We start from the raw sequence: 25,515 nt of genomic DNA on the forward strand, positions 1-25,515 counted from the left end.
CGATCAGGTTCGCACGGTTATTAGTTTCATCATTTGACTGGAACAAAGGTGCACAAAAGCAGATTTAGATTCAAGCTGAAAATCGCCCATTTTAGTATCGTTTAATCACCTGATTTTACCTCACCAAATAAAATATAACATAAAAAAAGCCGCTTTAATTACAAGCGGCTTCCATTTGATTTAAATAAAATTAATACCCAAAAATCTCCTCCAGACTCACTTCATGGAAAGTGCCCAGTTTAGCAAGTGCAGCCATATCCAAGTTTTCTTTTTTGCCAATGATGGCCGTGTTGTACTTCATCGGTTTCATTTGGTTATTGTAGAAATCGGTAAGTTCCGGCAGGGTCAGGTTTTCAATCTCAGCATAGAGATTTTTTCTGATGTCGTAATCCACACCCAGCTTTTTCAGGTTTAACTGATTGAAGAATAAATTGGTTCTCGTAATGCGGCTGCTGGCAATCTGTTTCAGCGCGGAGTTGCGCGCATTTTCAAACTGTGCCGGGATTTGCGGTAAATCTGCCATCAGTTCATCCATCGCGTGTACGGCCTGCGGAAGTTTGTTTGCCTGTGTGCCAATATAGGTAGTTACATAATCAGCATACCCCAGTTCTGCGGCAGTTGCATAGGAAACGTAGGCGCTGTAGGCCAAGCTCTTACTCTCGCGGATTTCCTGGAAAACAATGGAGGACAATCCGCGCCCGAAATATTCGTTGAAAACGCTGATCTTTCCGAAATTGTTCAGATTAACCACCGGTCCTTTGGCCACCCGCGCCATTTCCGTTTGCACCATATCATAATTGGTGAAATAGACCTGGTTCTGGGTTGCCGGTTCCGGATAAACTTTCTTAGCCGGTGCTGTTTTGGTTTCTTTTTCTATGAAAGGTTTCGCATAATTCTTAAATGAATTGAAATCCTGTCCGTAAAAGAAAATCTCATACGGCATCGCCAGCATTTCTTTAATTTTCGCTGTAAGCTGTGCGGGATTCATGGTTTTCATTTGCTCTGCAGAAATCACATCGGTAAAGCGGGAATTTTTGCCATATTTTGCATAATTACTCAATGCAGCCATAATGCGGCCTTTGTCCTTTTTCGCAACTTCGCGGCTTTCCAGAATGGTATTGACGGTTTTTTGATAAACCTCCTGATCGGCCTTGGCGGTACTCAGCCAGTCCTTTAATAAGGTAATGGCTTTTGGCATATTCTGCTCCAGTCCGCTCAGCGAAACGCGGATTTGATCCGGCATCACACGGATGTTATGCGAAATTCCAAGTTTGAAAAATTCTTCCTTCAGTTTTTCTGCGCTTAGCTTTTCAGTGCCGAGATAATCCAGATACTGTGCTGCCAGCGCCAGTTCCTTATCATTGTCGCTGCCGAATGGGAAAATAAAATAAGCCTGGGCAATATCATTGTACTTATTATGGACGAAACTTGCTTTCTTGCCGGCAATTTTATCGGTTTTAATCACCGCGTTGTAGTCAATGAACTCGGGACGGATGTCGGTGGATTTTGTACTCATCAAGTCCTTCAGGAAAACGGACTGGCTGTCGCGGTTGAGTTTAATCGGTGTAATACCGGGATTTTCCACGCGTACTAACTTATCATTTACACCTTTTTCTTTGCGGATCACCACATAATTATCCTTGAAGAAATCGTTTGCAAATTTCACCACATCTGCTTTGGTGATTTTTTCGTATTCATTAATTTCATTCAGTTCATCCTGCCACGTGCGGTCGTTAATGTAGGCACCGTATAAACTGGTGGCCAGACCATCTGCCGTTTCATAGGTTTTCATGCGCTGAATTTTCATATCTGTAACAATCGCCGGAATGAGCCAGTCCGGGAACTGTCCTTTTTTTACCAGATCGAGCTGCGCGAGCAACAGTTGTTTTGCTTCGTCCAGGGTTTGGTCATTTTTAGGCACAATCACCATGGAGAAGCCGCCGTATTGCTTGAACGCAGATTCGTAAGCAGCCGCTCTCAGCGCTTTCTGGCTTTGATTAATATTTAAGTCAATCAGTCCCGTTTCGCCGGAGTTCGTGAGGATGTTCGCCACCATATCTGCCAGGCGCGCTTCCTGTGTTCCGTACGAATCGGTTCTCCAGGCAAGCTGCAAACGTGGCGTGGATGGACTTTTGACGGTACGCTCCACAATTTTGGTCATCGGCTGTTCGGTAATTTTCGCTTTTTTTGGTAAATCTTTGTATTTAAAACTTCCAAAGTACTGATCGACCAGCTTGATGGTTTTGTCATAATCCAGATCACCTACGAGCACCATTGCGTAATTATTAGGCACGTAATATTCATCGAAATATTTGTGAATCGCTTCCATGGAAGGATTTTTCAGGTGCTCGGATTTTCCGATGGTGGTTTGTTGTCCGTTGGGATGGGTCGGGAACAAAGCGTCCATCAATTCGTAGTTTACCAGGCGGCCATCATTGTCCTGCGCGCGGTTAAACTCTTCATACACTGCCTCCAGTTCTGTGTGGAACAAACGCAAAGTAAGTTCCGAAAATCTTTCTTTTTCTACTTTGAGCCAGCGCTCTAGTTCATTGTTGGGAATATTGTTCTTGTAAACAGTCTCATCCAGCCAGGTATGGGCGTTGGTTCCGCTCGCCCCAAGGGAGGAGATGGCTTTGTCATATTCATTGGCAAGTGCATATTTACTTGCTTCCTGAGATACCGCATCGATTTGTTTATAAATCTCCTTTTTCTTTTCGGGATCTTTCTCGGCTTTGTGCTGCTCGTATAAATCCGAAATCTTTTTCAGCAAGGGTTTCTCCTTGTTCCAGTCGGAGCTGGCGAGTTTAGAAGTTCCTTTAAACATCATGTGCTCCAGGTAATGCGCCAAGCCGGTATTATTTGCCGGGTCATTATTGCTTCCGGTTCGAACAGGAATATAGGTTTGTATTCTGGGTGCATCATCATTTTTTGCCAGATACACTTTAAGGCCGTTTTTAAGCGTATAGATTCGTACGCCGGTTTTATCATTCAGTACCGTTTCGTAGCGGTAACCGGCAGGGTCTGTTGCGGTTTTGGTTTCAAATTGCTGTGCGTTGGTCATCATCAGGGTTCCAATCAGGGTTAAGGTGGTAATGATTTTTTTCATGCAAAAGTTTTTATGGTTTGGTTTATATAGAAAAGCCGACCTGTATTTCTCTTTAGCCCGGCTTTTATTTGTCATTTACATCGGCTGATGCGGTTTCAGCATATTCACCGGATCAAGAATTTCATTGAGTCTTTCTTCAGATAAGATACCGCGCTCCAAAACGAGGTCATAAACGCTTCTTCCGGTTTCAAGTGCTTCCTTTGCAATCGTCGTGGAGGTTTTATACCCAATATAGGGGTTCAGCGCCGTCACAATTCCGATACTGTGGCGCACCATCTGCAGGCAGATATCTTTATTGGCGGTGATCCCGGTGATACATTTTTCACGCAGCGTGTCCATTGCATTCCCCAGGAAATTGATGCTTTCCATAATGGAATGCGCCAGTACCGGTTCCATCACATTCAGCTGTAATTGTCCGGCTTCCGCAGCGAAGGTTACGGTAAGATCATTCCCGATTACTTTAAAACATACCTGATTCACTACTTCCGGAATTACAGGATTCACTTTACCGGGCATAATGGAAGAACCGGGCTGCATCGCCGGAAGATTGATTTCAAACAAACCCGCACGCGGGCCCGACGCCAGTAAACGCAGGTCATTACAGATTTTCGATAACTTGACTGCCAGCCTTTTTAATGCAGAAGAATAGATTACATAAGAGCCGGTATCAGGCGTAGCTTCCACCAGATTCGGTGCGGACACGATCGGGAAACCGGTGATCGCAGCGAGATTTTCCGCACATTTTACTGCATATCCTACCGGTGCATTTAAGCCGGTTCCAATAGCGGTAGCACCCATATTAATTTCCACAAACAAACCGGCGTTGGCGTTGAGTTTTGAAATATCTTCCTCTAAGGTAGCAGCAAAGGCTTCGAACTCCTGCCCCAGCGTCATCGGAACCGCATCCTGCAGCTGGGTGCGCCCCATTTTAATCACTTCGGCAAACTCCTTCCCTTTTTCGCGGAAGGCTTGCACAATTTTTTCAAGCTTCTGAACCAGCGCTGCGTTCATGGTTAATAAAGCCATTTTAAGCGCTGTTGGATACGCATCATTGGTTGACTGCGACAGGTTTACATGGTCGTTGGGAGAGCAGTATTGGTACTCACCCTTCTGGTGGCCCATCATTTCGAGTACCCGGTTCGCTATCACTTCATTGGCATTCATGTTTACAGAAGTGCCGGCACCGCCCTGAATCATATCAATCGGAAACTGATCATGCAGTTCACCGCTCATGAGTTCGTCGCATGCTTTGACAATATCGCGGAACAGTTCTTCTTCCAGCAAGCCTAATTCATGATTCGTCTGTGCAGCAGCTTTCTTAACTGCGGCCAGCGCATTGATCATGTGCGGATAGGAAGACAGGGTTTGCCCTGATATTTTGAAATTATGCATCGCGCGCTGCGTTTGCACGCCATAATATGCTTGTACCGGAACCTGAAGTGTGCCCAGCAAATCACTTTCATTTCTGTAGTTTTCCATAAAAGCAGGAATTGTATAGAGTTATAATTTAATTTTATTTACGCGGATATTTCTGCAGCAGTGCCTGCAGAATTGCCCAGGTTTCCGCATCCACCATACCGGAATAATTCTGCGGCCGGAAATGATACTGGAATGCTTCCACTGTTTTTTTGGTTGCATCGTCATATATTCCCGTCGGGTTGACATCATAACCAAAATCGCGAAGTGCGGTTTGTATTTTAAAAACAAAAGAAGGTACCGTCATTTGCTGCACATAATCCTCTGTCATCGCGGTCTGCATGAAAAGATCTTTGGTGCTTTCATCATACCACATCCCGATCTGATGTTTTTCATATAGCTGCTTCCAGGGGAATGTAGGTCCCGGATCCTGCTTGCGCGTTGGTGCAATATCGGAGTGCCCCAGGATATTGGTAGCAGGAATCATATATCGTTCTGCGAGATCTTTTACGAGGGAGGCCACTTTATCCACTTGCTCCGGCGGGAACAGTGTGAAAATCTTCGTTCCGCCGGCATCAGTGGTATACCCTGCATTGACAATTTCAATACCGATCGAGGTATCATTTAAATTACGGTCATTTCGCCAGGCACTGATCCCTGCGTGGTATGCGCGTTTGTTTTCATCAACCAACTGATAGATTTCATTATCATCGAGTTCATTTACCAAATAGTGGGCACTGACGGCCTGCTGGGTGAGTACGCGAACGGATTTCTCATGATCGAGCGCAGTGTAATGCAGAATAATATAGCGCTGACGGAAATTTTGCGCAATTGCCGGGAAGTAATCTTTCACCACTTTGTACCCTGGTGTTTCCGCCGTGACGATAGAACCGTAGCTGGCGGTGTTATCGTTCTTGCCTCGTTCTGCAATATTTTCCCGGAAAAACTCCGCTCCTGCCTGCCGCTGTACTTTGGGTTTTTGGACCGGTTCGGCTTTAGGTTTAGGCGCCGGGGTTGGTGTTTTAACCGTGGTTGGTGCTTTTTTTACAGGTTGCTTCGCGGGCTTCTGAGTACCGCAGGAAATTGTTAAAATTCCTAAAGCTATGAGCGCGAATGGTTTACGCATATATTCTGTGATTAATCGGTTATTAAGTCAAAAATACAATTATTTTTTAGGAAAAAGTTTTGGTTTGTAATGAAAACTCTTCTATATTTGCACTCGCAATTACAGAGGAAACGTTCTTATAAATATTGCAAGGAGAGGTGCCGGAGTGGTAACGGAGCAGATTGCTAATCTGTCGACGGGCAACCGTCGCCAGGGTTCGAGTCCCTGTCTCTCCGCAATCCTTTGGACTGATTTTCTCGGGGCGTAGCGTAGTCCGGTCATCGCGCCTGGTTTGGGACCAGGAGGTCGCAGGTTCGAATCCTGCCGCCCCGACAATTTAAAAATTCCTTCGGGAATTTTTTAGTTTATACCCTGTTGGTAGACACTTTTTAAAGCACGAAGGGTGCGTAGCTCAGCTGGATAGAGCATCTGCCTTCTAAGCAGACGGTCCCAGGTTCGAATCCTGGCGCGCTCACCAAGAGAAATCTATTTTTTAGGTTTCTCTTTTTTTTATGTTTACCGTTTATATTCTCTTTTCAGAAACAACAGCTAAATTCTACATTGGTTTTACCTCAGAACCGGCGGAAAAACGGTTGCAAAGAAACTTTGGAAAATTATTTTAGAGTATAAGTAGCAGATCGAAATTGTACCCGTCTTTATGTACCTTTGCGCAAACTGCTTATAAATGTCGCTTCAGATTAATAACCTAACGAAGAACTACGGGAGCCAGACGGCACTTAACCAAATCAATCTGACCATCGATCGTCATGAAATCATCGGCTTGCTGGGTCCAAATGGTGCCGGAAAATCCACGTTGATGAAATCGATCGTCGGCGCGCTGGATATCGAAGCAGGTGAGATTATTTTTAACGGGGCAGATATTCGCACTAATCCCAAACAAACTAAAAAACAAATAGGATTCCTACCGGAAAATAATCCTTTGTACACTGATATGTACGTGCAGGAATTTTTGGGTTTTGCAGCGCAGCTCCATCAGGTACAGACTACAAGGGTTCAGGAAGTCATCGAACTGGTCGGACTGCAGCCGGAGCGAAACAAAAAAATCGGGCAGTTATCCAAGGGATACCGTCAGCGCGTGGGCCTGGCACATGCCATTCTGCATGAGCCGGAACTGCTGATTCTGGACGAACCGACAAACGGTTTGGATCCGAACCAGATTCTGGAAATACGCAGCGTTATCCGCGAGATTGGTAGGCACAAAACGGTGCTGCTCTCCACCCATCTCATGCAGGAAGTGGACGCACTGTGCACGCGCGTTATTTTGTTGCACAAAGGCTCGGTGATCCAGGATACGAGCATTGAGGATTTCCGAGGAAAATATGAAAGTCTGGAACAGGCTTTTGCCACCTATACCAACTAAAAAACTCCGGCGGGACCGGAGTTTATATATTGATTTAGAAGACGAATTACAGTTTCTCGATATTATCTGTAAGAGTTTCCAGGAAAGATTTTAAAGGCTTCTCCACCATCATTTTGATAAAGGGATTGAATTTTCCTTCAAACAGCAACTGAACCTCGGTTTTATTGGCATCTAACGGAGTCATCACGCCTCGCAGTTCGAAGTCCAGGCTGGGATTGGCAGATTTCAGGATGGCCTGCTGCTCATTAACTTCGGCAATCTTCAGGGCGATTTCCGGCATACCTTTAAGGCTGAATTTAAAGCCATCTTCACGTGCCTCGAAATTTTGCAGCGAATCCGGCATTAAGCTTTTATAATCCTCGGGATTCTTCAGCATTTCAACCAGTTCAGCCGGCGATTTATTTACTGTTATCTTACGTCCTTCTAAATTCATTTTTATATTTTTGTATTAATTAAAGCCTTACAAATGTATAAAGTTTTTGTGAATGAAAAAAAACTGACGCTGAGTAAATATCCGGAAGATATTGAAAAAAAGCTGCGTTTTGAAGGTTTTGCCACACTGGAAATCGGTGTGGATCTTTTAGAGAATACTTCGTGTCCGGAGCTGAATGTGTACGCTGATAATATCGAAGAAATGTGGGAAGATTTCACCCATATGTTCAAAGTGATCGAAGCAGCCGGCGGTGTGGTCTATAACCAAAAAAAGGAAGTACTTTTTATTCAGCGTCTCGGTCGCTGGGACTTGCCGAAAGGAAAAATTGAAGACGGTGAATCGCTGGAACAAACTGCCCTGCGGGAAGTTGAAGAAGAAACAGCGCTGAAAGATCTGATGCTGGAAGAATATTTAAACACCACCTTTCATATTTATACCGAACGCAACGGAACCAAGGTTTTGAAAACGACCCACTGGTTTCAGATGAAATATCTGGGCTCCGCCGAGCCTGTTCCCCAAACGGAAGAAGGAATTTCTGATGTGCAATGGAAAAATGAACAACAGATCCAGAAGGAAGTGTTTCCCGGTACTTTTGAAAACATAAAACTTATCCTGAATCAGTACTGGAATTACTGCTAAACCAGGTCCAGAATTTTCTCGAGCGCAATCCCGCGTGAACCTTTTACCAAAACATTCTCGGCGGTAAGCGGGTGCTTTTTCAGATAATTCCCCAATTCAGTTACGGTATCGAAATGCTTTGTGGCTCCATGGGAATTTCCGAAATGCTTTCCTACCGTAAACATTGATTCGAAACTAAGTTCCTGTGCTAAATCAAGTATTTGCTGATGTTCGGTTTCTGCCTCCGTTCCCAATTCAAGCATATCCCCGATAATCACTATTTTAGTCCCTTTGAATTGCGAAAAATTCTGAAGCGCCTCACGCATCGAGCTTGGGTTGGCGTTGTAGGTATCCAAAACCCAGGTGGCGTTATTCTTTTTTAATAACTGAGAGCGCATGTTGGTTGGCGTATACTTTTCCAGCGCAGCCTTGATCTCGGGGAAAGCGATTCCAAAATGTAAACCCAACGCCGCCGCCGCCGCCATATTCGTAAAATTATACTTCCCGGTGAGTTGCGACACCGCAGTTTCATTATTATAATTTAGACCCACATAAGGTGGCTGACTGACTGGTTCAAAAATATAATTTCCGGCAGCGGTTCCGAAACTTATCGTATCTGCGTACTCCCCTGCTTTTTCCTGCTGTAAGGGGTCATCATTATTTATAAGAAGTGTCTGTTGGTTCTCCTTCAAAAAGTCATATAACTCCGACTTTCCTTTAATTACACCTTCATAACCGCCAAATCCTTCGAGGTGCGCTTTTCCGAAATTAGTGATATAACCGATGGTTGGTCTTGCCAGCCCGGACAGAAAAGCGATTTCTCCCTGGTGGTTGGCACCCATTTCAACAACCGCCATTTCGTGTTGCCGGCGAATACTTAAGACCGTTAAAGGAACACCGATATGGTTATTCAGATTTCCTTTTGTGTACTGAACGTTGAACTTGCGGCTGAGAACGGCGTGCATCAGTTCTTTGGTTGTCGTTTTGCCGTTGCTGCCGGTCAGGCCAATAACCGGAATTGACAGTTGCGCACGGTGATGCCTGGCTAAATCCTGAAGAAACTGCAACGTGGACGGCACAAAATAAATATGCTGCTTGGGATCACTGAACTCTTCCCTTTCGACAATTACAGCCATGGCTCCGTTTGCTATCGCTTCCTGCGCTTTTTCAGCGGCATTAAAGTTTTCACCCGAAAACGCAAAAAACACAGAACCTTGCTGTGCCGTACGGCTGTCAATAGTTACCGAAGAAGACTCCAAAAAAAGCGGATAAAAAGCAGTTGCATTCATGCTGCAAAAATAAAGAATCCTTCCCGAAAGCGGGAAGGATTTGTAAGTTGTTTACGGTTGAGATATTATCTCTTGGTGCGTCCTTTGGAGTTGGATTTAGCATCCTGAGCGACCCGGAAGCCAACCCAGCCAAATGCTTTACCTTCATCACGGTAGCGGCGCTGTCCCGGATCCAGCCAGTATGCTGCATCCTGCCAGGAACCACCTTTGATGACACGAACCTCATTTGAAATTCGGGTGGTGCGCATAGAATTATCTTTCTCCAGAATCACACGTCCGCGGTCATCCACGAAGAACCGTTTTTGCTTAGAGTTGTACATGTTGTATCCAACCGTAGAACTGTCCTCTGCGCGGCCGTACCCTGCATCAAGTGAAGACTGGAAGTCACCATCACGGAAGTTGCGGTTATCCGCTACCACTTCGCGCTCATACTGACCCGGAAGCCCTCTGTACACCAAGCGCCCGTCAGCCAGCGTATCATACTTTACTTCGTCGATTTTCTTCACGGTGCCATCTGCATTCTTCACAACAGCGCGGCTTACATTTCCGCGGTAGTAATTAAAGTCACTTGCTTCTTCATCGATAATCGGACGATACACGTCAGCGGTCCATTCGGACACGTTACCGAACATTCCGTAAATACCCAGGTTGTTGGACGGATACTGGCGAACATCAGAAGTGGTTGGTGAACCATCATTTTTCCAACCCGGCACGCCGGAGTAGTCACCACGCCCCTGTTTGAAGTTTTCCAGGTACATTCCGCGGTTGCGGCCTTTCTTGCCTTTCAGCTTTTCAATCTCCGGTTTTTTATTGGTGAAGAGGTTATACTCACGTTCTTTCTGCATTCCCAGGGCAGCGAATTCCCACTCCACTTCTGTCGGAAGACGGAATTTGGTTACAACACCTGCATTGGCATTGCGGTTCGCGGCAAGAATTCTTTGATTAGTGGTTTTGATTCCCGTTTTTTGCTGGAGACGCTGCGTATTAATGTAGGCTTGCATTTCGGGATCATTGCCTTTAAATTTGTCCAAATTAAAAGCAGAACCACCAACATTATTGCTTTCATTAAGATATAAGTCTTTGGAAAGCACTCCTTGATCCATCAAAGTTTTTTCTGCTGCCCGATCAGTTAACCATTCGCAATAGCGCGACGCCTGCAACCAGGAAACACCTACTACCGGATAATAATCAAACTCCGGTGATCTAAAATAGGTCTCTGCAAAATCATTACGTGACAATTTATTATTCCAAACTAAAGTATCTGGCAGCGCACCTGTATAAATATCCTTATAGTTCGGATCAGACGGTGGAAATACATATTTAAGCCAGGTTACATATTCACGGTATTCGTAGTTGGTAATCTCGGTTTCACCTATAAAGAAAGAGCTTACCTGCATTCTTTTCGGCGTGTTGTTCCAATCGTGCATCACATCATCCTTTACCATACCCATAGTAAAAGTTCCTCCTTCCACATATACCATACCTGGCCACCCTTTTTGCTTTTGTTCCTTACCGCTAAAGAACCAACCTTTCGGATCGTTAGGTTTCCAACCGGTTTTACTGATAAACCTTTTTGTTCCCCCACCTTTTTTAGTGTTATTTCCGCTCCCACAACTAATAACAAGTGCAGATGCCATCAGTAACAATAAGGGAAAGAGGTTAAATTTGTTCATAAATTTATATATAATTAGAAGATACAAAGAAAATAAATTTTAAAGACTAAGCAACCTATTATGTTATTTTGCAAAACGATAACCTCTTAATTTTATTGCACACTGAATATTATAATTTTTTTTTCGTTTAATTTGTAATCCTTCTAAAACAGCCTTGATGAAACGTCTGCTTACGCTGGCCTTTTTTTGCAGTATCTGCTCTTTTATTCTTGCACAAAAAATTACTATCGACTGGAAAGGAACCACGGTAGTAGATTATGGAAGTTCACAGGTAACGCTTCCCCATTTCAGTAATGCGGGTTTCGCTTATGAAAACCATTCTGTGGTGATAAGAGTAACGCAGCCTTATACCGGCAGTTTAAAAACAGTCAGCAATTTAGTTTGGGAAGCTGTTTCGCCATCGGCTTTATATGATCTGAACGCGCAGTTTTTGCCGGAAGATGAAATAACCGATATTGCTGTAAATAAAAATCCTTTTACCGGAGCGCACACCACTTCTATCCTCGTCAACACTTTTAGAAAAGAAAACGGAAAAGTCTACCGCCTGTCGTCTTTTACCATTACCGACCAAAGTACCGCCCGAGGTCTGGCAGAGCAAATTCCAGCTCCGCTCGGCACCACTGACAATCCGCTGAAGACCGGAACTTTTTATAAAATTAAAGTAGATAAATCCGGAATATTCAAAATCACTTCCAAGTTCTTGAGAGATAATGGCATCAATCCAGCCAATATTAACCCGCAAAATTTCAGAATATACGGAAACGGTGGCCTGATGTTGCCCGAACACAACCTCGAGCCACGCTTTGGCGGCTTACAGGAAATGGCGATTCAAATAAATGATGAGGCAGCTACTACCTGGACTGAAAATACCTTTGCGCTTTTTTATGCGCAGGGCCCGCACGGCTTTCATGTCTTTGACAAAAACAGTCCCGGCCGAAGAAAACAGGATTTTCGAAGTGATAAGCCGGACAATTTCATCAATATATATGATGACTTCGCCTATTACTTTATCAATTTTGATCTCGGACCAGGTAAAAGATTTCCGGAAGCAGCCGATATTGCCGGCGGTCCACTGATTACGCGCTATGATGATTTTCAGTTTGTAAACGAGGAAAAATACAATCTGCTGAAGCTGGGCCGCATCTGGACAGGCGACATTATCAAGCCCAATCAGGTCCAAACATTTACTACCCGTGAGCCCCTACAACCTACAGACGAGGTGAAATACCGGACTCGTGTAATTGCCTTCCAGTCGCAGGGAAATAAAATTTCGATAGGCTTCACCGGCGCGGAAACCTCTTCTCACGCTTCCGGAAACAGCGCCGGATATCCCTTTGCTTCTCCCCTAAAAGAAGGAACGGTCACCGGCGTTAGAGGAAACACCCTGACTTTTACCTACAATCCCGATACGTCAGCGAATCCCACCGGGAATTTCTATTTTGATTATGCCGAAGTTTCCTACCCGCAGAACCTGACTTTTAACGGCAGCCAGATGAGTTTCAGGAAATTTAATCTTCCTTTGGGTAACGCGACTTTCGTTCTTTCCAACGCGGGAACTGCCGAACAGGTTTGGGATGTATCTGATCTTACCAATGCCGTGCGCACAAAAAACAATTCCGGTACGGCAGGAGTTCACCAGTTTAATTATCAGCAAACTGAAACGTTCCCTAATGAGTTCGTGGCGTTTCGTCATCAGGACGCATATGCCCCTCAATTTGTCGGGAGGATCGACAATCAGGATTTGGCCGGACTTTCAGGGATTGATTATGTCATGATTACCCAAACCGAAATGCTGGGCCAGGCGCAGCGGCTGGCAGATTATTATAAGGACCAGTTTAGTGTCGCTGTTGTAGACGTAAATAAGATTTATAACGAATACAGCAGTGGCAGGAAAGACCTCACCGCTATCCGCGACTTCATCAGCCAGATGCACGAGAAAACGCCCTTAAAATATGTTTTCCTGTTGGGCGATACCTCTTTTGATTTCCGTGGACGAATTTATCCTGGGTCTGATATTATTCCTTCCTACCAAAGTGAAGAAAGCGGCAGTTTCTCCACTTCTTTTGTCACCGATGATTATTTTGTGATGACAGAACCTCAGACTAACGGTAGCACCATGATCAGCAATCAGTTACCGGATATCCCGATCGGTCGCCTGCCGGCCTCTAACATTTCGGAAGCAAAACTATTGATCGATAAAACGCTGGCCTATTATAACGCGTTGCCCGGGCAGTCTACACCTTTTGGAGAATGGCGGATGAAACTTGATTTTGTGGTAGATGATGACAAGGATGCCGGCACACCTTTCCACGAAACAATGGAAGAAACCCTGAAAGCAGAATTTGAGCAGGGAACCCGCAGCGAGTATAATGTGCGCAAACTCTATATTGATGCCTTCCCGGCCGAAACAGCAGCCGGCGGGCAGCGTTACCCGGCTGTGAACCAGGCCATTTCCAATGATATGGGAAATACTTTATATATGTTTTATTTCGGCCATGGCGGGATTAATGGCTGGGCGCAGGAGCGGATCCTGACCATTGATATGATCCGTAATTTCCGGAATTATAATAATGTCTATTCCAGGCTTCCGCTGGTTTCCACCATCACCTGTGAATTTACCCTTTGGGATGAGCCGGGCACTTTCTCCGCAGGTGAACAGGTGATTAAATCGAAAGAAGGCGGTGCAGCTACGATGATTACTTCCAGCCGCGCTATTGGGGTTGGATACGGTGAAAGTTTCACCAAATTGTTTACCACCGAAATTTTCCGCTTCACGAACAATCATGATTTCGATACGCTGGGTAATGCTTTTTTAGAGGCAAAAGAGAAAAAAGGAACACAACAGGACCATCTTCGGGTTAATTTCCTGGGTGATCCCGCAATGAAACTGGCCCGGCCGACACAGAATATTATTATTAATGAAATTATTGCGGACGGACAATCCAATCCGGATAAACTCCGGGCGCTGGATTTCGTCACTGTCAAAGGAATTGTTACAAAAGCTGATGGTAGTACCGATACTGATTTCACCGGACGAATTGCGGTAAACGTTTTTGATAAAAAAGTAAAAAAGAAAACTTTAAATAACGATGGCGGCATGGGTGTCATGGAGTTTCAGGAAGAGCCCGGTACCCTTGTGAAATCATCGGCCGAAGTAGTAAATGGCGAGTTCACCGTGGAGTTTTATATGCCCAAAGACATTAACTATACCGATGGTGACGGACGGATTTTGCTGTACGCAGATAATAAAAAGTTTGATGTTTTCACCAATAAAGTTCAAAAAATCGGCGGTATCAATCCAAACGGAATTGATGACAATGAACCACCCAAGGTGAAGCTCTACATGAATAACACCAATTTTGCCGATGGTGGTATTACGGACCAAAACCCTACCCTGCTCGCCTGTGTGAGCGACAATACCGGAATTAATTCGACCGGCGCCGGTATCGGACACGATATTACGGTGGTACTTGATGGGAAAATCATCGATACAACTGTGCTCAATGATTTCTACTTTTCCGGAGATAATAACGGTTGCCTTAATCCTTCTTTAAAAGACTATCAGAAAGGCGCTGTTTCTTATCCGTTCCGCAACCTGAGCCCCGGCGAACACCAGCTGAGCTTTAAAGTATGGGACATCAATAATAATTCAACCACTGCTACGTTAAACTTTATAGTTCAGGACGAAGCTGACCGGAAACTGGTCTTAAACAGACTGCTGAACTGGCCGAATCCGTTCACCAGCAAAACATACGTTCATTTTGAACATAATTGTGATGATATGCTGGATGTGCATGTGCAAATCTTTACCATCACCGGGAAACTGGTTCGCACACTGAATACCACGGTGACTGCGGAACCTTTTTTCCAAGGGTACCGTACACCGCGCACTGCAATTGAATGGGATGGCACCGATGATTTTGGTGATACCGTCGGGAAAGGAACTTATATTTTTAAGGTTTTTGCCCGCAGCCAGAATCAGGACAAATGCCCGGGCAGTGCTACGGCAGTGGAAAAAATGGTTTTACTTAAATAACAAACAACGATAAAAAAACTTTACTTTATGGCAATTACAAAAAAGCTCCTGTTGGGCCTGGGAATCGGGATGGGCGTTGCAGCACAGGCGCAGGTAGGCGACATTCAGCCTGTTCTTACCGGTGCTCCTTTCCTGCGTATTTCACCGGATGCCCGCGCAGGTGGAATGGGTGATCAGGGGGTAGCAACTACATCTGATGCATTCTCCCAGTTCTGGAACGCAGCGAAATATCCGTTCAGCAAAACAACTTCCGCCATCGGACTGAATTACACACCTTACATGGGTAAGGTAACCAATGATGTGTTCCTGCTTTACGGTGCGTACCATCAGTTTCTTGGTGATGAGGAGCGTTCCACCATTTCTGCGAGTATCTATTACTTCAATATGGGTTCTGTGGACCTGACAAAATTAGTAGGTTCCGAAGTAGTTACGGAAGGTACTGCCAAGCCAAACGAATTTTCAATCGACGTGGCGTATGGTCTGAAATTATCGGATTACTACTCCATGGCGGTTACCGGCCGATTTATCCGTTCCGATTTGTCCGGCGGATTCAATTCAGATAACACTTTGAAAGCAGCAAATTCCTTTGCCGTAGATGTTTCGGGATATTTCCAGTCCGAAAAACACACTTCCTTCGGTGATTACGAAGGCCGCGCGCGTGGAGGTTTCGCAGTTCAAAATCTGGGGCCAAGGCTTGACTATACCGGCGATGATGAATCCCGCTCCTACCTGCCGACCATGGCGAGAATCGGTGCGGGATATGACCTTTTCATTGATGACCTGAACCGCGTGGGCGTAAACCTGGAAGCTTCCAAACTGCTTGTAGCCGGACCGGATGCTTCCGGAGACGTTCCGAATGTGGGCGTGATTGAAGGAATCGGAAAATCATTCAGCAATAAAAAAAGCTTGATGTTCAGCGGCGCGCTTGAATATGAGTATGATAATGCCTTCGCGGTGCGTGGTGGTTATTTTTATGAAAGTCCTGAGCAAGGTGCCAGACAATACGCTACCTTGGGCGTTGGTCTGAAATATCAGTCTTTTGGGCTGGATATGTCTTACCTGATCAACACGTCCAAATTAAATTCAGCATTGGATAACACACTTCGTTTCGGGCTGACCTGGAATATTGGTGAGGAATCTTCCAACGCAGACTATTAATATTATTGTTAAAAAAATTAACCCAAACCCGGAAACCTCATCCGGGTTTTTTGTACTTAAAAACGTAGCTTTGTAAGATGAACCTTGCCACAGAATTCAGAAAATTTGCCACCAGCCAGGCGATTTACTCTGCGGTACGGATTACTTTATCCATTGTGCTGCCCAGTGTCGTGCTGGCCCATTTCGGTGTACTGAAAGAATATTTCCTTTTTCCGCTGGCGACCAGTTTTGTGGGTCTTACCGATCAGGCCGGGCCGTTTGTCCGCCGGCGCAATGCTTTGCTCATTGCAGTCGCGCTGTTTTTTATAGTGGCGGTGACCGCCAACCTGCTGATGAATTATCCGCTGCTGATTTATGCGGAGCTTATTTTCTTCGGAATTGTGCTGACGATGATTGGCGTTTTCGGACAACGGATGGCAGCGGTGGGCGGACTTGCGCTGGTGGTTTTAGCCATTTTTATTGATGGGCACCTAACGGGTGGTGATGTGATTCACAGTTCGCTGGTTTTTCTGGCCGGATCATTCTGCTATTTTTTTATTTTTCTCATCGTTTCTAAAATTCAGCCGTATAAACTCGCCGGACAGATGATCGGTGAAAATTATATGGCACTGGCCCGCTATCTAACTTTAAAATCAAAATTTTATAACCGTCAGCCGGATTTTGATGAACTCTACCGCGAAGTCATTTCGCAGCAGATTGCTATCAAAAATCTGCAGGAAGAAACGCGCGAAACCGTTTTTAAGACCAGACAAATCGTAAACGAATCCACACGTACCAGCCGTCTGCTGATGCTGATGTTCCTGAATTCCATTGACCTACACGAAAAGTTGATGACCTCTGAGAGTGATTACCGGAAGATCCACGAGCAGTTTGGCGATTCCGGCTTTCTGGATCAGCTTAGTACCTATCTGCAGGAGATTGCGGAAGAAATGAACCACATCGGAGTAGCACTTCAGGGCGCACGCCGCGCCCGGCCATTGTATGATCTGGATGAGGAACTGGAAAATATTTATAACCAATATTTCAATCTCAGAAACAGAAGGCTGAAACCCGAAAATCTGGAATATTTCATGACCTTGCGGCTGATTTTAAACCGGGTCACCTCTATTTCAGATGATATCAAAACCATCTATAAAGTTTTCGATCAGGAACAGTCGGTACAAAAAACCGGAAAAGACAGACTGGATTACCAGAAGTTTGTGTCACCGGAAGAAAAACTGAACTGGCGGATTTTCCGCAGTAACTTTTCTTTGCAGTCCGCGCATTTCCGGCATGCCTTGCGCGTGACTACGGCGCTGGTGGTTGGCTATTTTATCTCTACGTTCGAAGTGCTGGGAATCGGGCATTCCTATTGGATTTTGATTACGGTGATTGCGATTATGCGGCCGGCTTTTGCCACAACCAAACACCGGAACATGCTGCGGTTGTACGGTACCATCAGCGGTGCGATCGTTGCCTATGCCATGATTTACTTTATCAGTAATTCCAGCGTGCTCTTCTCATTGTTGTTACTGTCCATGATTCTTTGCTTTTCAATGCTAAAAAACAAGTATGCCTGGGCTGTATTTTTTATGACCATTTACATTTTCCTGGCCTTTAATTTTTTAAATCCCGGTAACTTAAATACTATTTTTAAAGACAGAATTCTGGATACTTTTATCGCCGGTGGTGTGGCGTATCTGGTCTCCTACCTCGTCTTGCCTGTCTGGGAGCATACACACAACCGGCAGTTTATGAAGCGTGCGGCCCGCAGCAACCTTGCCTATTTCGAAAGCGCCGTGCGGCGATTCACCAGCGGCGTGAGTGAGGAGCAGCAGTACAAACTTACCAGAAAAGCGGCCGTAATAGATCTTGCCAATCTTTCGGATAATTTCCAGCGGATGATCTCCGATCCGAAAAACCAGCAGAAGAAAATGGAATACCTTCATCAGTTTGTGATTACCGCCCATTTGATCACGGCGTATATCGCTTCTTTTGCGCAGTATGCACGGCCCGGAAAATCCTATCCGGAAATTGATTTTGAAAGCTGGCATACGAAAATATCAGCGGAGCTCACACGAACTGATTTATTACTGAACGAACTGAATGAAGACGAAACCGTGAAACAGGATGCTGCACTGCAACCCCATGACTCCGTGGAAAAACTTCTGCAAAAACGAAAAAAAGAACTTCAGGAAAATGAGTTTTTCGATCGCCGTGATCCTTCTCACATGACACATTTAACCGAAGTTAAGAGCCTGCGCGAGGTATTGGAACTCATCTTCGATGCCGCCCGGGAACAAAGAAAGGTAACGGAAAAAATTCATTCCGGGGGTCAGTGAACGATGGTCAGGCAGTAATTGTCAAAAAATTCCACGCGCGCTTCGAACAGATCAGAAACAGTTTCATCGTGTACGCGGCATTTCAGCCGTTCAGATTGTCCTAAGGTAAAAGGCTTCACTTCGTAATGCTTCTTCAGCGACCAATAGTTGGAATGATGCAATTTATAAAGGCTTTCCTTTACCGACCAAATAACGGTCAGGTATTCTGTTTGCTGTTCTTCCGGAAAAAAAGCATCTTCTTCGGGTTGAATAAACTTGTGGCGGATTCGCTTTATTTTTGGGTTGAAAGGTTCCACGTCAATACCGGTTTTGTCTTTTGAAACAGCCAGTGCGGCATAGGGAAACGAATGCGTGATCGATATTTCCAATCCTGGCGGCGACAAATAAGGTTCACGGTCATTGTACAGAATTTTATGCTCCGGTAAAATCATTTTCAACAGCCCGCGCACCATCAGCACTTCTTTAATTTTAACCGGATGATAGTCTAAAATCCGCTCTTTATTTTCCGGTTCCAGCAATTTTTCATCAAGCGCATCGTTATCATCATATTTCCACACAAGTACTGTCGTTTGATCGTCGGAAAAATCACGGAAGAGTGGCATATTTTACTTTAATTTTAATACAAAAATAAACAGTTTTTATATTAATATAAGTTCGTCCACAACCTGCCGCTTCGTGCATCAGTTTATTCCTTATCATGGGCTCACGGCTACTGCACAGAATACAAAGCCTTCCGCACCTTTTCCGTATCTTTGCATCAAATTTTATTTCAAATGGAAACCAAAACACAATATCTTCCTTACAAAGTAAAGGACATCTCCCTGGCAGATTGGGGGCGCAAGGAAATTGCACTGGCGGAAGCAGAAATGCCCGGCCTGATGGCAATTCGCGAAGAATACGGACCTTCCCAGCCACTGAAAGGTGCTCGCATCGCCGGCTGTCTTCACATGACGATCCAAACTGCCGTTTTGATTGAAACGCTGGTAGCGCTTGGTGCTGAAGTTACCTGGTCGTCCTGCAATATTTTCTCAACCCAGGACCACGCTGCCGCGGCAATTGCGGCTGCCGGTATTCCGGTGTACGCCTGGAAAGGAATGAACGAGGAAGAATTTAACTGGTGTATCGAACAAACCTTATTTTTCGGGGAAGAAAGAAAACCGCTGAACTTGATTCTGGATGACGGCGGCGACCTGACGAATATGGTTTTCGATCAATATCCTGAACTGGCTGAAGGCATCAAAGGTCTTTCGGAAGAAACAACCACTGGTGTTCACCGTCTGTATGAGCGCATGAAAAACGGCACGCTGGTCATGCCCGCGATCAACGTAAACGATTCTGTAACAAAATCTAAATTCGATAATAAATATGGCTGCCGTGAGTCTGCGGTTGATGCTATTCGTCGTGCAACCGATGTAATGCTGGCCGGCAAACGCGTGGTCGTTTGTGGTTATGGTGACGTGGGCAAAGGAACGGCGGCTTCTTTCCGTGGCGCCGGTTCTATCGTAACCGTAACTGAAATTGACCCGATCTGCGCACTGCAGGCTGCGATGGAAGGTTTCGAAGTGAAGAAGCTGGAAACGGTAGTGGACAATGCTGATATCGTGATTACAACAACCGGTAACTATAATATCGTGAAAGCGGAGCACTTCAAAAAAATGAAGGACAAAACCATCGTTTGTAATATCGGTCACTTCGATAATGAAATTGATATGGCGTGGCTGAATGAAAATTACGGCGATACCAAAACCGAGGTAAAACCACAGGTTGACATCTATACGATTGACGGGAAAGAAATCATCATTCTGGCAGAAGGCCGTTTGGTGAACCTGGGCTGTGCTACCGGACACCCAAGTTTTGTGATGAGTAACTCCTTTACCAACCAAACGCTGGCGCAGATTGAACTGTGGACCAACCGCGAGGCATATGAAAATAAAGTGTATACTTTACCAAAACATCTGGATGAGAAAGTAGCTGCGTTGCACCTGAGCAAACTGGGTGTGGAACTGGAAACACTTTCGCAGGAACAGGCTGATTATATTGGTGTAACGGTAGATGGGCCATTCAAGCCGGAGTATTATCGTTATTAAAATTTGCTTTTCTTAAAGCAAATTTTGCCATACAACCGGACTTTTTCAGTCCGGTTTTTTTATTTAAAAAACTGCAATTCTATTTTTAATAAACCTTTAACGCAGCATCCGCGCATCATTTTGTAAATTTGAGAAAAAGATATTACGATGCTGAACTTCGAATTTAAAAATCCGACAAAAATATTATTCGGCGCGGGACAAATTGCACACCTGCGCGATGAGATTTCTCCCCGCGAAAATATACTGATGCTGTATGGCGGCGGGAGCATAAAAAAGAATGGCATTTACGAACAGGTTATGGAGGGCCTGCAGGGCTTTACGGTTCATGAATTTGGTGGTATTCCCGCCAATCCCGAATATGAAGTTTTGCTCGAGGCACTGGCTTATATTCGCGAACATCATATCACCTACCTATTAGCTGTTGGTGGCGGATCCGTAATCGACGGCACAAAGTTTCTGGCGGCAGCGGCAAAATATGAAGGTGCCGATCCGTGGGATATTTTAACGAAAAACATTCGTACGGCGGAAGGCGAAGGCCTGCCTTTTGCAACGGTGCTTACCATTCCCGCGACCGGCTCCGAGATGAATTCCGGCTATGTGGTTTCGCGTCGCAGCACCAATGAGAAACTCTCTACCGGCGGCCCGGGGCTGTTCCCGCAGTTTTCCGTACTGGACCCGAACGTCATTTATTCACTGCCTAAAAAGCAGGTAGCCAATGGTATTGCTGATGCCTATTCCCATGTCCTGGAACAATACATGACCTTTCCGACGTCGGCCACGTTGCAGGAACGTTTCATGGAAAGTATTTTCCAGACTTTGCAGGAAGTGGCTCCGAAAGTAATGGCGGATGAATTTAATTATGACGCCGCGGCTAATTTTATGTGGTGCTGTACCATGGCGCTCAATGGCCTGGTTTCAAAAGGCGTGAAAACCGACTGGGCTGTACACTCCATGGGCCACGAGCTTACCGCACACTTCGGCATCGACCATGCGCGCACACTGGCAATCATTGCACCTTCGCATTACCGCTATTTCTTTGATAATAAAAAAGAAAAACTCGCGCAGTACGCGGAGCGTGTCTGGAATGTGCAAAACGGAAGTCTGGAAGAAAAGGCAGAAGCCGGCATCCAAAAACTGACGGAGTTTTTCCAAAGTCTGGGAATTCAGACTCGACTTTCGGATTACACCTCAGAATACCAGGGAACGGCCGAAAAAGTGGAACAGGCATTTGCCGGGCGTAACTGGACCGGACTTGGTGAACACAAAGCACTTACCCCGCAGGATGCTGCGAAGATTGTGGAGATGAGTTACTAATCATTTCTGCTTTAAAAAATAGTACTGATGAAAAGACATGAAGCACTGGTTCAGCTCAGCCGCGATCATCATTTTGGCTTACTGCTCTGCTGGAAACTAAAAAAGGGGTTGAAGAAAGAAATCGACGTGGACAGGATGGCTAAATATATTGAGCTGTTTTACCACCATAATTTAAAGCCGCATTTTGCAGAAGAGGAGCAGGATTTATTTCCGCTGCTGGGCGCAGAACATCCGCTGATTGCGGAAGCCATTGCCGAGCATCATGAGTTTGCTGAAATGGTTGCCCGTGGATTCACGACAGCGGAAGAGATTCAGCATTTCCGGGATCTGCTGGAGAAACACATTCGTACCGAGGAACGGCAGATTTTTCCGGCCATTGAGGAAGCTGCTACCGAAGAACAGCTGCAGGCGCTACTCGAGCAGGAACATGCTGCGCTGAAAGAACCGGAATACGATGATGAATTCTGGAAATAAATGAAGGAACTAAGTCCGGCAAATAGGCCGGGCTTATTTTTTTCGGCGTGCTTTGGATTTGGCTTTTTGCTGGGCACGATTGGCACCCACTTTTTTGGCAGGCTTACGTTTGTGCGGTCCGCCCCAATTTTCTTTTTTGTTTTTCTCTTTCTTTTCGTGAAACGCTCCGCCGCCTTCTTCCAGTTTTACAGTGTGTGCATTTTTCATCACCACTTCATCTTTCTCGGAAGCAATTTTCACCGGATTCACTTTGACTTGTTCCGGCAGAATTTGCAGCGGCACTTCTTTATCCATCAGCACCTCAATTTCCAGCAGAGCGGCTTCTTCTTTTTTTGTCACAAAAGAGATAGCGATACCCGGTTTATCGGCACGGCCGGTTCGTCCGATACGGTGAATATATTGCTCGGGAACTTCCGGTATTTCGAAATTAATGACATGGGTAATATCTGTAATATCAAGCCCACGCGCCATAATATCCGTGGTAATAAGCCCGCGCACCTGCTGATTTTCAAACTGCCGCATGGCATTCAGCCGGTAGTTTTGTGATTTATTAGAATGGATCACATCAAACGCACCAGGGAAAAGTTCCTCGATTTTTGTGTACAGGTAATCCGCGTGTTTTTTGTTATTACAGAAAACCAGCACTTTCGAGAAATCCTCTTCTGTCTCCAGAAGATGTTGTAAGAGATTAATCTTGGTATTGAAATTCGTCACCTGATAGCCGTACTGCTCTATTTTTTCCAGTGGCGTTCCGGATTTGGCCAGGGAGATTTCTACCGGATTCATGAAGTAGTCATCGAGCATGGCATCAACAGCCTCTGTCATGGTTGCGGAGAAGAGAATGTTCTGCCGCTTCTCCTTCATCATTTCAAAAATGTGGGTCAACTGTGCTTTGAATCCGAGATTCAGCATTTCATCAAACTCATCGATAATTAACTTCTGTACTTCACGCAAAGAAATGGCGTTGTCAATAGAAAGGTCCATCACACGCCCCGGCGTTCCTACCAGAATATCGCAGCCGTCATTAAATAATAATTTCTGCGTATTGATATTTTTACCACCATACACGCCAATGACTCTTGCCGTCAGATTTTCCGTAAGCTTTTCAAGAATTTCAGTCACCTGTACAACCAGTTCGCGCGTGGGAACCAGCACCAATACGGTGGGATTCCCGCTTTTGTTGTACTTCCAGAGATGAAGTACCGGCAGCAGATACGCCAGTGTCTTCCCGGTGCCGGTTTGAGCAATGCCCATTACATCCCGTCCGGAAAGAATCGGTTTAAAAGCCTTTTCCTGGATAGGGGTTGGTTCAAATAATTCAAGATCCGCAAGAACATCCAGGATTTTTCCAGATAAGTCGAAATCGGCAAAGGTGGTGGTATTCATCCCGCAAAGATACGCGAAATCTATTTTTTCAGCAGGCGCAGCACTAAGACCGGAATCAGGATAGCCGAAAGCAATAAACTGAAAATAAGAAAACCTGCTTTGGAGGGATGCTCAGCCGGCCATCCGTCGGTTAATAACAAAGCTGATGAAACGATATTGGCGCACAACACCAAAGAAAGGATTAGATTAACCATCAGCGTTTTAAGCAGTTGTTGTTGCTTTTCCAGCCCTTTTTGTTCCGTCTGAATAGTGAAACGGTTTTCATCCAGTTTTAGTAATATCGATCGTAGTTCGGCCGGAATTTCCTCGAGGCTTTCTGCGAGCAGCGCCATCTTCTGAGTGCCGGATTTCAGCAAATGCTGTGGCGACAGTTTTTTAAATAGCATCTTTCTGGTGAAGGGTTGCAGACTCTTCACCACATCGAGATCGGGATTGATGGTTCGTCCGACGCCTTCAATTAAGCTGATTCCTTTCAATAACAAATACAGATACTCCGGCATCAGGATGCGGTTATTCTTCAGCGTGTCGGTCATCATTGCGAGCAACGCCGGCACTTCAATTTCCTGCAAAGAAGTACGGTGCACATAATCAAGTACGGTTTGTACATCTTTCTGGAAACCGCGTTCGTCGGGAATATCGTATTCGATGGCCAACTTTTTCAAATACTTGACAATCCGGGAGGCATTGGCAGAAACAAAAGCAATGATCAGCTGCTCCAGAATTTCCTTTTCATTGGGCTGAATACTTCCCACTGCACCAAAATCGATGAAGACAATCCGCCCATCCCGCAAGACCAGAATATTGCCGGCGTGCGGATCGGCATGAAAGAAACCATAATCCAGAATTTGTGAAACGAACAACTGCAAACCGGCTTCCGACAATTGTACCGGATTCAGGTCTGCTTCCTGCAACTGCGCAATATCGGTAATTTTGATTCCGTCAATAAACTCCATGCAAAGCACGCTGTTGCTGCAAAACTCATCGTACACTTTCGGCACATAGGTCTTCGGATTTTCACGGAAATTTAAAGCAAAACGACGGATATTATTTTTCTCATTCGAAAGTGAAAGTTCTTCCAGCAATGATTTTTCAAAAGTATTAATGGCCTGTTTCAGATTCAGCCGTTCACCGATATCGGAATAGGTTGTAATTACTTTAACCAGATCATGAATAAGCAGCAGGTCGTCCTGAATCTGCTCGTCCACACCGGGCTTTTTTATTTTCAGAATAACCGGTGAGCCATCTGTAAGCACGGCACGATACACTTGCGCAATGGAAGCCACGGCAATCGGAGCAGAATCTATTTCCTGAAAAAAATCAGCCGGCTCGATGTTGAACTGCTGCGCGAGCACACCAGACGGGTCCAGCGCTACCGGTTCCACCTTATCCTGCAGTTTCTGCAGTTCCAAAATAAGTTCAGGTGGCAGCAGATCTTCGCGATTGGAAAAAGCCTGGCCCAGTTTCACGAAAGTAGGTCCCAGCTCCTCGATGGCGAGGCGGATACGTTCATATACAGAATGATTGCCGGTCAGGTCATCAGCCGGCTCATTCCCGCTGCGTACATTCATACGCGCCAGGATATCCCGGAAACCATATTTGCTGAGAATACCAATCAGTTTGGCGGAGCGGCGGAACTTGCGCTGCTGTTTATCGAACATAAAAAAGCTTTTGCAGGGTGCCGCAAAAAGTATTCCCCGACCATGGGCCGGGGAATTTGT

17 protein-coding genes and 3 tRNA genes are annotated in these 25,515 nt (G+C 45.3%); 11 read left to right on the forward strand and 9 right to left on the reverse strand.

Annotated elements, in window-relative coordinates; all coding sequences use genetic code 11:
- Positions 1-190 precede the first annotated feature (190 nt).
- The 3 genes from MVI27_RS01695 to MVI27_RS01705 all read right to left on the reverse strand — a co-directional run bounded on the left by MVI27_RS01695 (position 191) and on the right by MVI27_RS01705 (position 5,648).
- Positions 191-3,106: a M16 family metallopeptidase gene (locus MVI27_RS01695; RefSeq protein ID WP_246958956.1), complete on the reverse strand. Its 2,916-nt coding sequence runs from the start codon at positions 3,104-3,106 to the stop codon at positions 191-193.
- Positions 3,107-3,181: 75 nt separating this feature from the next.
- Positions 3,182-4,585 carry an aspartate ammonia-lyase gene (gene aspA / locus MVI27_RS01700; RefSeq protein ID WP_246958957.1) on the reverse strand — a complete coding sequence of 468 codons (1,404 nt, stop codon included), beginning with the start codon at positions 4,583-4,585 and terminating at the stop codon, positions 3,182-3,184.
- A 34-nt stretch (positions 4,586-4,619) separates the two neighbouring features.
- Positions 4,620-5,648 carry an N-acetylmuramoyl-L-alanine amidase gene (locus tag MVI27_RS01705; protein ID WP_246958958.1) on the reverse strand — a complete coding sequence of 343 codons (1,029 nt, stop codon included), beginning with the start codon at positions 5,646-5,648 and terminating at the stop codon, positions 4,620-4,622.
- Positions 5,649-5,779: 131 nt separating this feature from the next.
- Between MVI27_RS01705 and MVI27_RS01710 the strand changes: the two genes are divergently transcribed.
- From MVI27_RS01710 to MVI27_RS01725, 4 genes are all read left to right on the forward strand, one after another.
- Positions 5,780-5,863: transfer RNA gene (locus MVI27_RS01710), tRNA-Ser, on the forward strand.
- Between the two features lie 22 nt (positions 5,864-5,885).
- A tRNA-Pro gene (locus MVI27_RS01715) sits at positions 5,886-5,960 on the forward strand.
- Between the two features lie 68 nt (positions 5,961-6,028).
- Positions 6,029-6,105: transfer RNA gene (locus MVI27_RS01720), tRNA-Arg, on the forward strand.
- Positions 6,106-6,312: 207 nt separating this feature from the next.
- Positions 6,313-7,008: an ABC transporter ATP-binding protein gene (locus tag MVI27_RS01725; protein ID WP_246958959.1), complete on the forward strand. Its 696-nt coding sequence runs from the start codon at positions 6,313-6,315 to the stop codon at positions 7,006-7,008.
- A 46-nt stretch (positions 7,009-7,054) separates the two neighbouring features.
- Here the strand turns inward: MVI27_RS01725 and MVI27_RS01730 are convergent, their stop codons facing one another.
- Positions 7,055-7,441, reverse strand: a complete 387-nt coding sequence (locus MVI27_RS01730; RefSeq protein WP_246958960.1) for an SRPBCC family protein — start codon at positions 7,439-7,441, stop codon at positions 7,055-7,057.
- 33 nt (positions 7,442-7,474) lie between these two features.
- Here MVI27_RS01730 and MVI27_RS01735 point away from each other — a divergent pair, with 33 nt between their 5' ends.
- Positions 7,475-8,080 (forward strand): NUDIX hydrolase, encoded by a 606-nt coding sequence (locus tag MVI27_RS01735; protein WP_246958961.1) that lies wholly within the window; start codon positions 7,475-7,477, stop codon positions 8,078-8,080.
- On the opposite strand, the gene MVI27_RS01740 is transcribed toward MVI27_RS01735, so the two are convergent.
- Together MVI27_RS01740 and gldJ are read right to left on the reverse strand one after the other, a co-directional pair.
- Entirely contained in the window at positions 8,077-9,348 is a 1,272-nt protein-coding gene (locus tag MVI27_RS01740) for a UDP-N-acetylmuramoyl-tripeptide--D-alanyl-D-alanine ligase (protein ID WP_246958962.1), read from the reverse strand. The genes MVI27_RS01735 and MVI27_RS01740 overlap by 4 nt on opposite strands.
- Before the next feature lie 65 nt (positions 9,349-9,413).
- Positions 9,414-11,021: a gliding motility lipoprotein GldJ gene (gene gldJ / locus MVI27_RS01745; protein ID WP_246958963.1), complete on the reverse strand. Its 1,608-nt coding sequence runs from the start codon at positions 11,019-11,021 to the stop codon at positions 9,414-9,416.
- A gap of 157 nt (positions 11,022-11,178) precedes the next feature.
- Between gldJ and porU the strand changes: the two genes are divergently transcribed.
- The 3 genes from porU to MVI27_RS01760 all read left to right on the forward strand — a co-directional run bounded on the left by porU (position 11,179) and on the right by MVI27_RS01760 (position 18,536).
- Complete coding sequence (gene porU / locus MVI27_RS01750; RefSeq protein WP_246958964.1) at positions 11,179-15,057, forward strand: type IX secretion system sortase PorU; 3,879 nt, start codon at positions 11,179-11,181, stop codon at positions 15,055-15,057.
- A 27-nt stretch (positions 15,058-15,084) separates the two neighbouring features.
- Positions 15,085-16,215: a type IX secretion system outer membrane channel protein PorV gene (gene porV / locus MVI27_RS01755; RefSeq protein ID WP_246958965.1), complete on the forward strand. Its 1,131-nt coding sequence runs from the start codon at positions 15,085-15,087 to the stop codon at positions 16,213-16,215.
- Between the two features lie 77 nt (positions 16,216-16,292).
- Entirely contained in the window at positions 16,293-18,536 is a 2,244-nt protein-coding gene (locus MVI27_RS01760; protein ID WP_246958966.1) for an FUSC family protein, read from the forward strand.
- Here the strand turns inward: MVI27_RS01760 and MVI27_RS01765 are convergent.
- A complete protein-coding gene (locus tag MVI27_RS01765) occupies positions 18,530-19,138 on the reverse strand; it encodes a 4'-phosphopantetheinyl transferase family protein (RefSeq protein WP_246958967.1) in 609 nt (202 codons plus the stop codon). The genes MVI27_RS01760 and MVI27_RS01765 overlap by 7 nt on opposite strands.
- A gap of 171 nt (positions 19,139-19,309) precedes the next feature.
- Here MVI27_RS01765 and ahcY point away from each other — a divergent pair, with 171 nt between their 5' ends.
- The 3 genes from ahcY to MVI27_RS01780 all read left to right on the forward strand — a co-directional run bounded on the left by ahcY (position 19,310) and on the right by MVI27_RS01780 (position 22,411).
- Positions 19,310-20,623: an adenosylhomocysteinase gene (gene ahcY, locus MVI27_RS01770; RefSeq protein WP_246958968.1), complete on the forward strand. Its 1,314-nt coding sequence runs from the start codon at positions 19,310-19,312 to the stop codon at positions 20,621-20,623.
- Positions 20,624-20,770: 147 nt separating this feature from the next.
- Positions 20,771-21,937, forward strand: a complete 1,167-nt coding sequence (locus tag MVI27_RS01775) for an iron-containing alcohol dehydrogenase (protein WP_246958969.1) — start codon at positions 20,771-20,773, stop codon at positions 21,935-21,937.
- A 27-nt stretch (positions 21,938-21,964) separates the two neighbouring features.
- A complete protein-coding gene (locus MVI27_RS01780; protein ID WP_246958970.1) occupies positions 21,965-22,411 on the forward strand; it encodes a hemerythrin domain-containing protein in 447 nt (148 codons plus the stop codon).
- A gap of 33 nt (positions 22,412-22,444) precedes the next feature.
- Here MVI27_RS01780 and MVI27_RS01785 read toward each other — a convergent pair whose 3' ends face one another.
- Both MVI27_RS01785 and MVI27_RS01790 read right to left on the reverse strand, forming a co-directional pair.
- A complete protein-coding gene (locus MVI27_RS01785; protein WP_246958971.1) occupies positions 22,445-23,797 on the reverse strand; it encodes a DEAD/DEAH box helicase in 1,353 nt (450 codons plus the stop codon).
- Between the two features lie 20 nt (positions 23,798-23,817).
- Positions 23,818-25,455 (reverse strand): ABC1 kinase family protein, encoded by a 1,638-nt coding sequence (locus MVI27_RS01790; RefSeq protein WP_246958972.1) that lies wholly within the window; start codon positions 25,453-25,455, stop codon positions 23,818-23,820.
- Positions 25,456-25,515 lie beyond the last annotated feature (60 nt).

Source organism: Chryseobacterium salipaludis, from assembly GCF_022968825.1.
In the GTDB taxonomy this organism is placed as follows: domain Bacteria; phylum Bacteroidota; class Bacteroidia; order Flavobacteriales; family Weeksellaceae; genus Kaistella; species Kaistella salipaludis.